12 protein-coding genes are annotated in these 13407 nt (G+C 67.0%); 1 reads left to right on the forward strand and 11 read right to left on the reverse strand.

All coding sequences use genetic code 11. From position 1 onward, the window contains the following. The first annotated feature begins 168 nt into the window (after positions 1-168). Positions 169-645 (forward strand): DUF721 domain-containing protein, encoded by a 477-nt coding sequence (locus tag HWX03_RS13980; protein WP_006487136.1) that lies wholly within the window; start codon positions 169-171, stop codon positions 643-645. A gap of 70 nt (positions 646-715) precedes the next feature. Here HWX03_RS13980 and lpxC read toward each other — a convergent pair whose 3' ends face one another. The 11 genes from lpxC to mraY all read right to left on the reverse strand — a co-directional run bounded on the left by lpxC (position 716) and on the right by mraY (position 13405). Next, positions 716-1633 carry a UDP-3-O-acyl-N-acetylglucosamine deacetylase gene (lpxC, locus tag HWX03_RS13985; RefSeq protein WP_011544505.1) on the reverse strand — a complete coding sequence of 306 codons (918 nt, stop codon included), beginning with the start codon at positions 1631-1633 and terminating at the stop codon, positions 716-718. Between the two features lie 240 nt (positions 1634-1873). Then, entirely contained in the window at positions 1874-2380 is a 507-nt protein-coding gene (locus HWX03_RS13990) for a peroxiredoxin (protein ID WP_011544504.1), read from the reverse strand. A gap of 188 nt (positions 2381-2568) precedes the next feature. Next, positions 2569-3765 (reverse strand): cell division protein FtsZ, encoded by a 1197-nt coding sequence (gene ftsZ / locus HWX03_RS13995; protein WP_006477012.1) that lies wholly within the window; start codon positions 3763-3765, stop codon positions 2569-2571. Between the two features lie 193 nt (positions 3766-3958). Then, the gene (gene ftsA, locus HWX03_RS14000) at positions 3959-5191 is read right to left on the reverse strand and encodes a cell division protein FtsA (protein ID WP_006487138.1); all 1233 of its coding nucleotides are present in this window, start codon (positions 5189-5191) and stop codon (positions 3959-3961) included. A gap of 26 nt (positions 5192-5217) precedes the next feature. Then, a complete protein-coding gene (locus HWX03_RS14005) occupies positions 5218-5970 on the reverse strand; it encodes a cell division protein FtsQ/DivIB (protein ID WP_175871599.1) in 753 nt (250 codons plus the stop codon). A gap of 20 nt (positions 5971-5990) precedes the next feature. Then, complete coding sequence (locus HWX03_RS14010; RefSeq protein WP_124455309.1) at positions 5991-6932, reverse strand: D-alanine--D-alanine ligase; 942 nt, start codon at positions 6930-6932, stop codon at positions 5991-5993. A 1-nt stretch (position 6933) separates the two neighbouring features. After that, positions 6934-8331, reverse strand: coding sequence for a UDP-N-acetylmuramate--L-alanine ligase (murC, locus tag HWX03_RS14015; protein ID WP_175871600.1), 1398 nt, complete (start codon positions 8329-8331; stop codon positions 6934-6936). After that, on the reverse strand, positions 8328-9431 hold the full coding sequence (gene murG, locus HWX03_RS14020) for an undecaprenyldiphospho-muramoylpentapeptide beta-N-acetylglucosaminyltransferase (RefSeq protein ID WP_175820624.1): 1104 nt from the start codon (positions 9429-9431) through the stop codon (positions 8328-8330). The genes murC and murG overlap by 4 nt, the downstream gene beginning before the upstream one ends. Then, positions 9428-10711 (reverse strand): putative lipid II flippase FtsW, encoded by a 1284-nt coding sequence (gene ftsW / locus HWX03_RS14025; protein ID WP_175820625.1) that lies wholly within the window; start codon positions 10709-10711, stop codon positions 9428-9430. Before ftsW ends, murG begins: the two co-directional genes overlap by 4 nt. After that, on the reverse strand, positions 10708-12207 hold the full coding sequence (gene murD, locus HWX03_RS14030) for a UDP-N-acetylmuramoyl-L-alanine--D-glutamate ligase (protein WP_175871601.1): 1500 nt from the start codon (positions 12205-12207) through the stop codon (positions 10708-10710). The genes ftsW and murD overlap by 4 nt, the downstream gene beginning before the upstream one ends. A 28-nt stretch (positions 12208-12235) precedes the next feature. Then, positions 12236-13405 carry a phospho-N-acetylmuramoyl-pentapeptide-transferase gene (gene mraY, locus HWX03_RS14035; RefSeq protein WP_006477019.1) on the reverse strand — a complete coding sequence of 390 codons (1170 nt, stop codon included), beginning with the start codon at positions 13403-13405 and terminating at the stop codon, positions 12236-12238. Between the last annotated feature and the right edge of the window lie 2 nt (positions 13406-13407).

A 13407-nucleotide genomic window follows, 5' to 3' on the forward strand; every position in this document is an offset into this window, starting at 1 on the left:
CTCAAACGTTGAATTTTAGCACGCGGGAACGCGTGCGCCTGCGTCCCGGCCGGACGGGCATTGCGTGCCTAGGCCGGGCGGACAGGGGCGAAAGCCGCCCGTGCGCGGGCCGGCACGGGTACAATCGGCCGCAACGTCCGCGCGCTTGCGCGCTCGAAGAAAGCCTCGATGAACCGATTTTCCAAGCGTTTCGGCCCGCTCGCCGCCTATCGCCCGCAACCCGTGTCCGAAGTGCTCGGTCGTACCGACGCATTCGCGGCGCTGCGCGCCGGCGTCGAGCAGATCGCGTCGCTGCAGCGCGACCTCGGTGCGTGCCTGCCCGACTATCTGGCAAATCACGTCGAACCGGGCTTCATCAAGGACGGCACCCTGACCCTCTTTGCCGCGCACAATGCGCTCGCCGCACGGCTGCGACAGGTCGAAGTGCGGCTGCTCGGCGATCTGCAGAAGCGCGGCTGGCCCGTGACGACGCTGCGCGTGCGCGTGCGGCCGAAAGACGCGCCGGAGCCGCCGCACGTGAAGCAGGCGCGGATGACCTCGGCCGGCGCCGCCGCGCTGCGCGACCTCGCCGACCACCTCGAACCGTCGCCGCTGCAGGCCGCGCTCGCGCGGATGGCGGCGCGGCACGGCGCGAAGCCGCGTTGACCGCACCGGCCGCCAGCCAACAAAAAAGCGACCCGAGGGTCGCTTTTTTATCGCTTGCGCTGAACGCCGGTCACGCGAAGGCAGTCTGCGCGTCGAACGCAAACCCTTTCGGCGCAGCCTGCGGATCGTCGAACGTCACGATCTCGTACGCGTCTTCGTGTGCGAGCAGCTCGCGCAGCAACGCGTTGTTCAGGCCGTGGCCCGACTTGTACGCGGTGTACGACGCCAGCAGCGGGTGGCCGATCACGTACAGGTCGCCGATCGCGTCGAGCATCTTGTGCTTCACGAACTCGTCGTCGTAGCGCAGCCCGTCGTTGTTCAGGATCCGGTACTCGTCGAGCACGATCGCGTTGTCCATGCTGCCGCCGCGCGCCAGGCCGATCTCGCGCAGCATCTCGGCCTCGTGCGCGAAGCCGAACGTGCGCGCACGCGCGATCTCGCGCACGTACGACGTGGTCGCGAAATCGACTTCGAGCTCCTGGCCCGTCTTGTCGACGGCCGGGTGGCGGAAGTCGATCGAGAACTTCAGCTTGAAGCCGAAATACGGATCGAGACGCGCGAACTTGTCGCCATCGCGGATCTCGACCGGCTTCGTCACCTTGATGAAGCGCTTCGGTGCGTTCTGCTCCTCGATGCCGGCGGACTGGATCAGGAACACGAACGTGGCCGCGCTGCCGTCCATGATCGGGATTTCCTCGGCCGTCACGTCGACATACAGGTTGTCGATGCCGAGACCCGCACACGCGGACATCAGGTGCTCGACCGTCGACACGCGCACCCCATCCTTCTGCAGCACCGACGCGAGCCGCGTATCGCCGATCGACATCGCCGATGCGGGAATGTCGACCGGCGTGGGCAGGTCGACGCGTGAAAAGACGATGCCCGTGCCGGGCGCGGCGGGACGGAGCGTCAGCTCGATCTTGCGGCCCGAGTGGACACCGATACCCACGGTCTTCACGATGGATTTGATGGTGCGCTGCTTCAACATGGTCTTCTTCGTCTTGATTGAAGATATCAATCAGGAGTTATATTCGATAGGCGGGATTATAGCGTAATTCCCTATTCGCCGCTGTCTGAAACTGCGTATCAATCTGTTTCGACAGTTTACCCGCGCCGATACGGGACGGGCCGATGCCCGGAACGGAGGCGTTTCCGGTCATCGGCCCGTGTTACAACTGCCCTGAGGCCGGTGAGCAGCGTTGCCGGAAGGCAACGGCGCACCGCACGATCAGGACGTCAACGTCGCGAGAACACTCGCCGCATCGCTCACTTCGAATTTGCCCGGCGCCTCGACGGCCAGCGTCTTGACCACACCGCCGTCGATCACCATCGCGTAGCGCAGGGAACGAATTCCCATGCCACGCGCGGACAAATCCTGCGTCAGCCCCAGCGCATGAGTGAAAGCCGCGCTGCCGTCCGCCATCATGCGCACCTTGCCCGCGGTGTGCAGATCACGTCCCCATGCGCCCATCACGAATGCGTCGTTGACGGACACGCACCAGATCTCGTCGATCCCCGCCGCGCGCAGTTGCTCGGCGTGCTCGACGTAGCCCGGCACATGCTGCGCGGAGCAGGTCGGCGTGAACGCGCCCGGCAATCCGAAGATCACCACCCGCTTTCCCGCAACCTGGTCGCGCACGCTGTAGGCGTTCGGCCCCAGCGTGCACCCTTCGCGCGCGTCGTCGATGAACTCGAACAATTGCGCGTCGGGCAGCGCGTCGCCCACTTGAATCATGGCTGGTCCCTCATAGCGATACGGTTTTTCAGCGTGTTGCGGACAGCACGGCCCATCCCGCTCCGCTCACGCGAAGAGGGCACCTTTCCCGGCCCGGCGTCGCATCCGACGCGGCCTGTCGTGGTCCGTAGCATCCGTCACGCCGGCGATACCGCGGCAGTTTCGCCGCGGCTTCGCCTGTGTTTGCGTCAGTCAGCCTGCTTGCGCAGGAAAGCCGGGATGTCGTACGTGTCGACACCCTTCTCCTGCAGCGCCTGCACGTGCGATGCCGCGGTTTCGCGCGAATTGCGCCACACCGCCGGCGTATCGAGCGCGCCGTAGTCGGCCGTGCTGACGTGATGCGGCTGCGCATAGCCGTGCGACACCGCGCTGACCGGCTGGTTGTCCGTACCCGTGCGCAGCAGCGTCATCGGAGCCGACTGCTGCTTCTTCGCCGCACGGCCCAGACCCGTCGCCACGACCGTCACGCGCAGTGCATCGCCCATCGCGTCGTCGTACACCGCACCGAAGATCACCGTCGCATCTTCCGCCGCGTAGCTCTTGATCGTGTTCATCACTTCGCGCGTTTCCGACAGGCGCAGCGAACGGCTCGACGTGATGTTGACCAGCACGCCGCGCGCACCCGACAGATCGACGCCTTCGAGCAGCGGGCTCGCCACGGCCTGTTCCGCCGCGAGGCGTGCGCGATCGACGCCGGCGACCGTCGCCGTGCCCATCATCGCCTTGCCCTGCTCGCCCATCACCGTCTTCACGTCTTCGAAGTCGACGTTCACGAGGCCGTCGACGTTGATGATTTCCGCGATACCCGCCACCGCGTTGTTCAACACGTCGTCCGCGCACTGGAAGCACTTGTCCATCTCGGCGTCGTCGCCCATCACGTCGAACAGCTTGTCGTTCAGCACGACGATCAGCGAGTCGACGTGATCCTCCAGTTGCTGCGAGCCTGCTTCGGCGACACGCATGCGCTTGCCGCCTTCGAACTCGAACGGCTTGCTGACGACACCGACCGTCAGGATGCCCATCTCCTTCGCGATCTGCGCGACCACCGGTGCCGCGCCCGTGCCCGTGCCACCACCCATGCCGGCCGTGATGAACACCATGTGCGCGCCGCGCAGTGCGTCGGCGATGCGCTCACGCGCTTCTTCCGCTGCCGCACGACCCATTTCCGGCTTCGCACCGGCGCCAAGACCCGTGTTGCCGAGCTGGATCACCGACGATGCGCGCGAACGCGACAGCGCCTGGGCGTCCGTGTTCATCACGATGAAGTCGACGCCCTGCACGCCGCGGTTGATCATGTGCTGGACGGCATTGCCGCCAGCGCCGCCAACGCCGACCACCTTAATGATGGTGCCGTTGGTTTCGGTTTCCAGCATTTCGAATTCCATTGTTGCCTCCGTCAAGAGAATGACTGCTACTCGGCCGTTATTCGGCAGGAGATCGGGCAACCCCCTGTCGCGCGCCAGCCGCCGGCACCAGCGCGAATTTCGATTCGTTACGTCACCAAGAAAACGCCGGGCCGCCCCAAGTTTTCTTGGCCCCCTCGGGGGGCAGGCTCGGCATGCCGAGCCGTGGGGGTACTTAAAAATTGCTCAGGAACCATTCCTTCATCCGCGAGAACACCTGCCCCGCGTTGCCGGACTGCACGGCGACCTTGCGGCCGCGCATGCGCTGCGCACTGCCTTCGACGAGTAGCCCCATCGCCGTCGAGTAGCGCGGATTGCGCACGACGTCGGAGAGGCCGCCTGCATATTCCGGCGCGCCGATGCGCACCGGTTTCAGGAAAATGTCTTCGCCGAGCTCGACCATGCCCGGCATCATCGACGCGCCGCCGGTAATGACCACGCCGGAGCTCAGGAGTTCTTCGTAACCCGATTCGCGCACGACCTGCTGCACGAGCGAGAACAGTTCCTCGACGCGCGGCTCGATCACGGCCGCGAGCGCCTGGCGCGACAGCGTGCGCGGGCCGCGTTCGCCGAGGCCCGGCACTTCCACCATTTCGTCCGGATCGGCGAGCGCCTGCTTCGCGATCCCGTAGCCGACCTTGATGTCTTCCGCATCCGGCGTCGGCGTGCGCAACGCCATCGCGATGTCGCTCGTGATCTGGTCGCCGGCGATCGGGATCACCGCCGTGTGGCGGATCGCACCTTCGGCGAAGATCGCGATGTCCGTCGTGCCGCCGCCGATGTCGACCAGCACCACGCCGAGATCCTTCTCGTCTTCCGTCAGCACCGCCAGCGACGACGCGAGCGGCTGCAGGATCAGGTCGTTCACTTCCAGCCCGCAGCGGCGCACGCACTTGACGATGTTCTGCGCGGCGCTCACCGCGCCCGTCACGATGTGCACCTTCACTTCCAGCCGGATGCCGCTCATCCCGATCGGCTCGCGCACGTCTTCCTGGCCGTCGATGATGAATTCCTGCGTGAGGATGTGCAGCACCTGCTGGTCGGTCGGGATGTTGATCGCCTTCGCGGTCTCGATCACGCGCGCGACGTCCGTCTGCGTGACTTCCTTGTCCTTGATCGCGACCATCCCGCTCGAGTTGAAGCTGCGGATGTGGCTGCCCGCGATCCCCGTGAACACGTTGGTGATCTTGCAGTCGGCCATCAGCTCGGCTTCCTCGAGCGCGCGCTGGATCGACTGCACGGTGGCCTCGATGTTGACCACCACACCTTTCTTCAGACCCTTCGACTCGCTCTGGCCGAGACCGATCACCTCGTAGTGACCCTCGCCCTTCAGCTCGGCGACGATGGCCACCACCTTCGACGTGCCGATGTCGAGGGAAACCAGCAGATCCTTGTAGTCTTTGCTCATAAAGTGCTCTTGCGTGTGATCTCTCGTTACTTCTTGCGCTTGTCGGTATCGGTCAGGAACCGCATGCCTGCCGCGCGAATCGCGAATCCGTTCGGATAACGCAGGTCCGCGTACTCGATGTCGTTGCCCCAACGCTCCGTGACAGCCGGCCACGCGGCGACCAGGCGTTGGCTCCGGTCATGCAGCGTGTCGCTGTTGCGTTCCTTGCCCAGCTCGACCTGCATGCCGTTCGACAGCTTCACCGTCCACGCGTACCGCGCCGACAGCGTCACTTCTTCCGGCGCCGCCTTCAGCGGCGCAAACCATTTCCCGAAGTCGCGATACCGCGTGACGACTTCCTTCGCACTGCCTTCCGGGCCGTCGAACGCCGGGAGTGCCTGCTCCAGCTCGCCCTGGTTCGCGGTGAACAGCTCGCCGTCGACGCTCACCAGCTGATCGCTGCCCCAGGTCCCGAGCGGTTTGTACTCCTCGAGCGTGACAGCCAGCGCATTCGGCCACACCCGGCGCACGCTCGCGTGACGCACCCACGGCATCTGCTCGAACGCCGCGCGCGCCGTATCGAGATCGACCGTGAAGAAATTGCCCTTCAGCCGGCCGACCACGCCCGCGCGCACCGTCGGCGAGTTGATGTGCTCGGTGTCGCCGTCGATCCGGATTTCCCGCAGCGCGAACGTCGGGCGCTGGATCAGCCAGTAGCAGCCGGCCGCCGCCAACACGAGCAGCAGCAGCGCGTACAGCGCGCTGGCGGCAAGGTTGAGTTGGCGAACGTTGTTCCACATACGTCGTTTCCGTTCCTGCGTCAGTCGTTGAGCGTGAGCGACAGCACCTTCACGACCAGCTCCGAATAGCCGATGCCGACCGCGCGCGCGGCCTTCGGCGGCAGCGAGTGGTCGGTCATCCCGGGGGCCGTGTTCACTTCCAGGAAATACGCATTGCCGGCCGCGTCGAGCATGAAATCCGCGCGACCCCAGTCGGTGCAGCCGAGTACGTCGAACGCGCGGCGCGCGATGCGCTTCAGTTCCGCTTCCTGTTCCGCCGGCAGGCCGCACGGGATCAGGTACTGCGTATCGTCGGCGACGTACTTCGCGTGGTAGTCGTAGAACTCGCCGGCCGGCACGATCTTGATCAGCGGCAGGTCGAGATCGCCGGCGATGCACGCGGTGTATTCGCCGCCGCCTTCGATGCTCTTCTCGACGATCACGATCTTGTCGTGCGTCGCGGCTTCCGCGAGCGCGGCCGGCAGCGCGTCGGCCGTCTTCACCTTCAGCACCGCGACGCTCGAGCCTTCGCTCGCCGGCTTCACGAACAGCGGCAGGCCAAGCTTCGCGACGATGTCGGTCGCGCGCGCGGCCAGGTCGTCGCCGCGCATCACCGTCTCGAACGGCGGCGTCGGCACGCCCGTCTGCTGCCACACGAGCTTCGTGCGGAACTTGTCGAGGCCGAGCGCCGAGCCGAGCACGCCGCTGCCCGTGTAGCGGATCCCGTAGAAATCGAGCGCGCCCTGGATCTGGCCGTTCTCGCCGTAGCCGCCGTGCAGCGCGTTGAACGCGCGCACGAAGCCTTCGTCCTTCAGCGCCGACAGCGGCCGCTCGGCCGGGTCGAACGGATGCGCGTCGACGCCCGCGTCACGCAGGCCCTGCAGCACGAGGCGGCCGGAGGTGAGCGACACCTCGCGCTCGGCGGATTCGCCGCCGAACAACACCGCCACCTTGCCGAAACGTTTCGGATCGATCCCGCTCATGTCATGCCTTCTGTTGAATGTGTTGCACGAGCTTCGCCGGCACGCCGCCGATCGAACCTGCGCCCATCGTGATCACCACGTCGCCGTTCTGCGCGACCTTCGCCAATGCGTCCGGCACGTCGTCGACCGTCGCGACGAACACCGGGTCAACCTTGCCCGCCGCGCGCAGCGCACGCGACAGCGCGTCGCCGCTGGCCGTCGGGATCGCGGCCTCGCCGGCCGCGTAGACCTCCGTCAGCACCAGCGCATCGACCGTAGACAGCACGTTGACGAAATCGTCGAAGCAGTCGCGCGTGCGCGTGTAGCGGTGCGGCTGGAACGCCAGCACGAGTCGGCGGCCCGGGAACGCGCCGCGCGCGGCCGCGATCGTCGCCGCCATCTCGACCGGATGGTGACCGTAGTCGTCGATCAGCGTGTACTGGCCGCCGTCCGTGCTCGGCACTTCGCCGTAACGCTGAAAACGCCGGCCGACGCCGTTGAATTCCGCCAGCGCCAGCTGGATCGCGTCGTCCGCCACGCCGAGATCGGTCGCGATCGCGATCGCCGCGAGTGCGTTCTGCACGTTGTGCAGGCCCGGCATGTTCAGCACGACCGCGAGCGGCGCGCGCCCTTCGCGGATCACCGTGAAATGCATCCGGCCGTCGCGCGCGTCGATGTCTTCCGCGCGCACCTGCGCGTCCGGCGACAGCCCGTAGCGCACGACCGGCTTCGAGATGAATGGGATGATCTGCCGCACGTTCGGATCGTCGACGCACACGACCGCGCTGCCGTAGAACGGCAGGCGCTGCGTGAATTCGATGAACGCCTGCTTGAGCCGCGCGAAATCGTGGCCGTAGGTGTCCATGTGGTCGGCGTCGATGTTCGTGATGACTTCGATCACCGGATACAGGTTCAGGAACGACGCGTCCGACTCGTCGGCCTCGGCGACGATGAAGTCGCCCGTGCCGAGCCGCGCGTTCGCGCCGGCGCTGATCAGCCGGCCGCCGATCACGAAAGTCGGGTCCAGCCCGCCCGCCGCGAGCACGCTCGCGACGAGGCTGGTCGTCGTGGTCTTGCCGTGCGTGCCGGCGATCGCGATGCCCTGCTTCAGGCGCATCAGCTCCGCGAGCATCACCGCGCGCTGCACGATCGGCACGCCCTGATGACGCGCGGCCAGCACTTCCGGGTTGTCCGAGCGCACGGCCGTCGACACGACGACCGCGTTCGCGCCCGCGATGTTCGCCGCGTCGTGGCCGATCGCGATCCGCGCACCCAGCGCCTCGAGGCGATCGGTCACCGCGTTGCGCGACAGGTCCGAGCCGCTGACCTCGTAGCCGAGGTTGACGAGCACTTCGGCGATGCCGCTCATGCCCGCGCCGCCGATCCCGACGAAATGAATGTGTTTGACGATGTGTTTCATTGCAGTGTTTCCAGGTTCGCGCCGGCCGCCTTCGCGCAGACACGCGCGACTTCGTCGGTGGCCTCGGGCTTCGCGAGCGAGCGCGAACGTTCCGCCATCGCCGCGAGCGATGCCCGCGACTGGCCGCGCAGCCAGTCGGCGAGCAGTTCCGCCGACAGGTCGCGTTGTTGCACCAGCACGGCCGCGCCCGCATCGGCGAGGAACGCCGCGTTGGTCGTCTGGTGATCGTCGACCGCGTACGGGAACGGCACGAACAGCGCCGCCACGCCCACCGCCGCGATCTCCGACACCGTCATCGCGCCCGACCGGCAGATCACCAGATCCGCCGCCGCATACGCGGCCGCCATGTCGTCGATGAACGGCACGAGCCGCACGTCTTCGCCGGCCGCGAAACCGGCCGCTTCGTAATTCGTCTTCAGTGCCTCGATATGCTTCACGCCGGCCTGGTGCACGACGCGCGGGCGCTCGCCCGGCGCCAGCAGCGCCAGCGCGCGCGGCACGACTTCGTTCAGTGCGGCCGCCCCGAGGCTGCCGCCGACGACCAGCACGTTCAGCGGGCCGCTGCGCGACGCATAGCGTGCTTGGGGCGGCTCGGTGTGCGCAAGTTCCGCGCGAATCGGGTTACCGGTCCATTCCGCGTGCGGCAGCGCGCCGGGGAACGCGACGAGCACGCGCTTCGCGAGTTTCGCGAGCACCTTGTTCGTCAGGCCCGCGATCGAATTCTGTTCATGCAGCACGAGCGGGCGCCCCGACAACGCGGTCATCACGCCCGCCGGGAACGTGATGTAGCCGCCCATCCCGAGCACGACGTCCGGCCGCACGCGGCGCAGCGCGCCGAGGCTCTGCCAGCATGCACGCAGCAGGTTGACCGGCAGCGTCAGCTTGGTCTTCAGGCCCTTGCCGCGCAGCCCGCCGAACCGCACGTACTCCATCGGAATGCCGTGCTTCGGCACGAGCGTCGCTTCCATCCCGGCCGGATTGCCGAGCCATACGACGCGCCAGCCCGCCGCTTCCATCCGGTGCGCGACCGCGAGCCCGGGGAACACGTGGCCCCCGGTGCCGCCTGCCATCACCATCAGCGTGCGTTGCGACGCGGTCATACCTTCCCTCCGCGCATCAGCACCCGGTTCTCGTAATCGACCCGCAGCAACACCGCGAGCGCGACGCAGTTCAGCAGGATGCCGGAGCCGCCGTAGCTCACGAGCGGCAGCGTCAGCCCCTTGGTCGGCAGCAGCCCGAGGTTCACGCCCATGTTGATGAACGTCTGCGCGCCGAACCAGATGCCGATGCCCTTCGCCGTCAGGCCCGCGAACGTGCGGTCGAGCGCGAGCGCCTGGCGGCCGATCTCGAACGCGCGGCGCACGATCCAGTAGAACAGCAGGATCACGACCAGCACGCCGACGAAACCGAGTTCCTCGCCGATCACCGCGAGGATGAAGTCGGTATGCGCTTCCGGCAGGTAATTCAGCTTCTCGACGCTGCCGCCGAGGCCGACGCCGAACCACTCGCCGCGGCCGAACGCGATCAGCGAGTGCGTGAGCTGGTAAGCCTTGCCCTGCGCGTAGCGCTCGTCCCACGGATCGAGATACGCGAAGATCCGCTCGCGACGCCACGGCGACAGCCACACGAGCATCGTGAACGTGCCGACCGCCGTCGCGACGAGGCCGCCGAACAGCTTGCCGTTCACGCCGCCGAGGAACAGCACGCCCATCGCGATCGCGGCGACCACCATGAACGCGCCCATGTCGGGCTCGAGCAGCAGCAGCGCGCCGACCAGGCCGACCGCGAACGCCATCGGCAGGAAGCCCTTCGCGAAGCTCTGCATGTATTCCTGCTTGCGCACCGTGTAGTTCGCCGCGTAGATCGTCACCGCGAGCTTCATGATTTCCGACGGCTGCATGTTCGTGATGCCGAGCGGAATCCAGCGGCGCGCACCGTTCACGCCCTTGCCGACGTGCGGGATCAGCACGATCACGAGGCCGACCAGCGCGATCAGGAAGAGATGCGGCGCGTATTTGTCCCAGGTCGACACCGGCACGCGGAACGCGATCACCGCCGCGATGAACGCGACGGTGAGCGACACGCAGTGGCGCATCAGGAACGCGTAATCGTGATACGACGCGTATTTCGGCGAATCGGGCATCGCGATCGACGCCGAATACACCATCACGACGCCGAGCCCGAGCAGCGCGATCGCGACCCACAGCAGCGAATAGTCGAAATCGAGCATCCGCGAACGGCTCGGGCGCACGCCGTTGACGACGCTTGCGAGGCCGCCCGTCGCGGCGCGCGTGGCCGATGCGACGCGGCCGCCCGCGGCATTGCCGCCGGTGTCGCGCCGGTCGTTGAAACGGGAGACGAGGCGATCGGACCAGCTCATGGCGTCGCTCCTTTGTCGATGGCGATTTCGTCGACCGCCGCGCGGAACACTTCCGCGCGATGGGCGTAGTTCCGGAACATGTCGAGGCTCGCGCACGCGGGCGAAAGCAGCACCGCATCGCCCGGCTCGGCCAGGTCGGCCGCCGCATGCACCGCGCCTTCGAGCGTCGCATGGTCGGCGAGCGGCACGCCCGTTTCGGCGAGCGTGTCGCGGAGCGCCGGCGCGTCGCGGCCGATCAGCATCACCGCGCGGCACCAGCGCGCGACCGGCGCGACCAGCGGCGCGAAATCCTGCCCCTTGCCGTCGCCGCCCGCGATCAGCACGATCTTCTGCGCGAGCCCGTCGAGTGCGGCCACCGTCGCGCCGACGTTCGTACCCTTGCTGTCGTCCACGTAATCCACGTCGTCGATCGTCGCGATCACTTCGACGCGATGCGCTTCGCCGCGATATTCGCGCAGCGCGTGCAGCAGCGGCGCTGCGGCCAAGTCGATCGCACGTACGAGCGCGAACGCAGCCAGCGCGTTCGCCGCGTTGTGCAGCCCGCGGATGCGCAGCGCGTCGGCCGGCATCAGGCGCTTCTGCGCGATGTCGGGCGTATGCGCGTCGCGCTTGCGCCGGCGGGTCGTCGTCGCTTCATCCGGCGCGTCGCGATCGACGGCTTCCACCAGCCAGGCGATGCCGTTGTCGCGCGACAGCCCGTAGTCGCCGTCCTGCGTCGGTTCGTTCAGGCCGAACGTGACCGTGCGCGGCGCGTCGGCTGCCGGCGCGAACTTCATCACGGCCGCGTCATCGCGGTTCAGCACGCGCGTCGTCGTCGCGCCGAAGATCCGGCCCTTTGCCTGCGCATACGCGTCGAAGCTGCCGTGCCAGTCGAGGTGGTCCTGCGTGATGTTGAGGATCGCGGCCGCATCGGGCGCAAACGTGCGCGCGGTCTCGAGCTGGAAGCTCGACAGTTCGAGCACCCATACGTCGGGCAGCGCCGTTTCGTCGATCGCGCTCGCGAGCCGGTCGAGCATCGCCGGGCTGATGTTGCCCGCGACGGCGACCTTCTTGCCCGAGCGCTGGCACAGCAGGCCCGTGAGGCTCGTCGTCGTGGTCTTGCCGTTGGTGCCGGTAATCGCGAGCACCTTCGGCTGGTAGCCGCTCGTGCCGAGCGCGCGCAGCGCCTGCGCGAAGAATTCCAGTTCGCCCCACACCGCGATACCGCGCTCGTTCGCGGCCGCGACCAGCGCCGCGAGTGCCGGCTCCAGCGGCGACAGCCCGGGGCTCAGCCCGACGATCTCGATACCGCCGTCGAGCAGCGCGGGCGTGAACGCGCCGCCGACGAATTCCGCATCGATGCCTTCGGCCTGCAGCGCGGCAAGGTTCGGCGGCGCCTCGCGGGTATCGGCAATGCGCAGCCGGCACCCGTGCCTCGCGCACCATCGCGCGATCGCGAGACCCGATTCCCCGAGCCCCAGTACGAGCACCATCGGCCGTTGCCGATCTCCAAACATCTCGCCAGACATCCTTGTTACCTTTCCTTTACCGCAGCTTGAGGGTGGTCAGACCGAACAGGCACAGCATCAGCGTGATGATCCAGAAACGCACGACCACCTGCGTTTCCTTCCAGCCGGACAATTCGAAATGGTGATGCAGTGGCGCCATCTTCAGCAGGCGCCGCCCTTCGCCGTAACGCTTCTTCGTGTACTTGAACCACGAAACCTGCAGCATCACCGACAGCGTTTCCGCGACGAAGATGCCGCCCATGATGAACAGCACGATTTCCTGGCGCACGATCACCGCGACCGTGCCGAGCGCGCCGCCCAACGCCAGCGCGCCGACGTCGCCCATGAACACCTGCGCGGGGTGCGTGTTGTACCAGAGGAACGCGAGCCCTGCCCCGCCCATCGCAGAACAGAAGATCAGCAGTTCGCCCGCGCCCGGGATGTGCGGGAACAGCAGGTATTTTGAATAGACCGCGCTGCCCATCACGTACGCGAACACACCGAGCGACGCGCCGACCAGCACGACCGGCATGATCACGAGGCCATCGAGGCCGTCGGTCAGGTTCACCGCGTTGCTCGCGCCGACGATCACGAAGTAGGTCAGCACGATGAAGCCCCAGACGCCGAGCGGGTAGCTGATCGACTTCAGGAACGGCAGCATCAGGTCGGCGCGTGCCGGCAACCCCATCGACAGGCCGCTCCTCACCCACGCCATGAACAGGTCGAACACGCGCACGTTGTTCGCCTCGGACACGCTGAACGCGAGATAGACGGCCGCGAACAGCCCGATCACCGACTGCCAGAAATACTTCTCGCGCGACGACATCCCGCGCGGGTCCTTGTGGACGACCTTGCGGTAATCGTCGACCCAGCCGATCACGCCGAAACCGAACGTGACGAGCATCACGATCCAGATGAAACGGTTCGTCAGGTCGCCCCACAGCAGCGTCGCGACCGCGATGCCGATCAGGATCAGCACGCCGCCCATCGTCGGCGTGCCGGACTTGACGAGGTGGGTCTGCGGGCCGTCCTTGCGCACGGCCTGCCCGACCTTCATTTGCGTCAGCTTGCGGATCACCCACGGTCCGCACACGAGCCCGATCCCGAGCGCGGTGATGGTGGCCATCACCGCACGGAACGTGAGGTACGTGAACAAGCGCAAAAAGCTTGCGTCACCTTGCAGCCATTGCGCCAGCGCCAGCAGCATGC

Origin of the sequence: Burkholderia sp. BCC0397, from assembly GCF_902832865.1 — a bacterium.
Classification (GTDB): Bacteria; Pseudomonadota; Gammaproteobacteria; order Burkholderiales; family Burkholderiaceae; genus Burkholderia.

Bases quoted from the DNA above. Each gene is read 5' to 3' on its own strand.
- murG (WP_175820624.1), bottom strand. From the start codon at position 9,431: ATGACCGCGTCGCAACGCACGCTGATGGTGATGGCAGGCGGCACCGGG.
- ftsA (WP_006487138.1), bottom strand. From the start codon at position 5,191: ATGAGCAAAGACTACAAGGATCTGCTGGTTTCCCTCGACATCGGCACG.
- murD (WP_175871601.1), bottom strand. From the start codon at position 12,207: ATGTTTGGAGATCGGCAACGGCCGATGGTGCTCGTACTGGGGCTCGGG.
- HWX03_RS14010 (WP_124455309.1), bottom strand. From the start codon at position 6,932: ATGAGCGGGATCGATCCGAAACGTTTCGGCAAGGTGGCGGTGTTGTTC.
- HWX03_RS13990 (WP_011544504.1), bottom strand. From the start codon at position 2,380: ATGATTCAAGTGGGCGACGCGCTGCCCGACGCGCAATTGTTCGAGTTC.
- HWX03_RS13980 (WP_006487136.1), top strand. From the start codon at position 169: ATGAACCGATTTTCCAAGCGTTTCGGCCCGCTCGCCGCCTATCGCCCG.
- murC (WP_175871600.1), bottom strand. From the start codon at position 8,331: ATGAAACACATCGTCAAACACATTCATTTCGTCGGGATCGGCGGCGCG.
- ftsW (WP_175820625.1), bottom strand. From the start codon at position 10,711: ATGAGCTGGTCCGATCGCCTCGTCTCCCGTTTCAACGACCGGCGCGAC.
- mraY (WP_006477019.1), bottom strand. From the start codon at position 13,405: ATGCTGCTGGCGCTGGCGCAATGGCTGCAAGGTGACGCAAGCTTTTTG.
- HWX03_RS14005 (WP_175871599.1), bottom strand. From the start codon at position 5,970: ATGTGGAACAACGTTCGCCAACTCAACCTTGCCGCCAGCGCGCTGTAC.
- lpxC (WP_011544505.1), bottom strand. From the start codon at position 1,633: ATGTTGAAGCAGCGCACCATCAAATCCATCGTGAAGACCGTGGGTATC.
- ftsZ (WP_006477012.1), bottom strand. From the start codon at position 3,765: ATGGAATTCGAAATGCTGGAAACCGAAACCAACGGCACCATCATTAAG.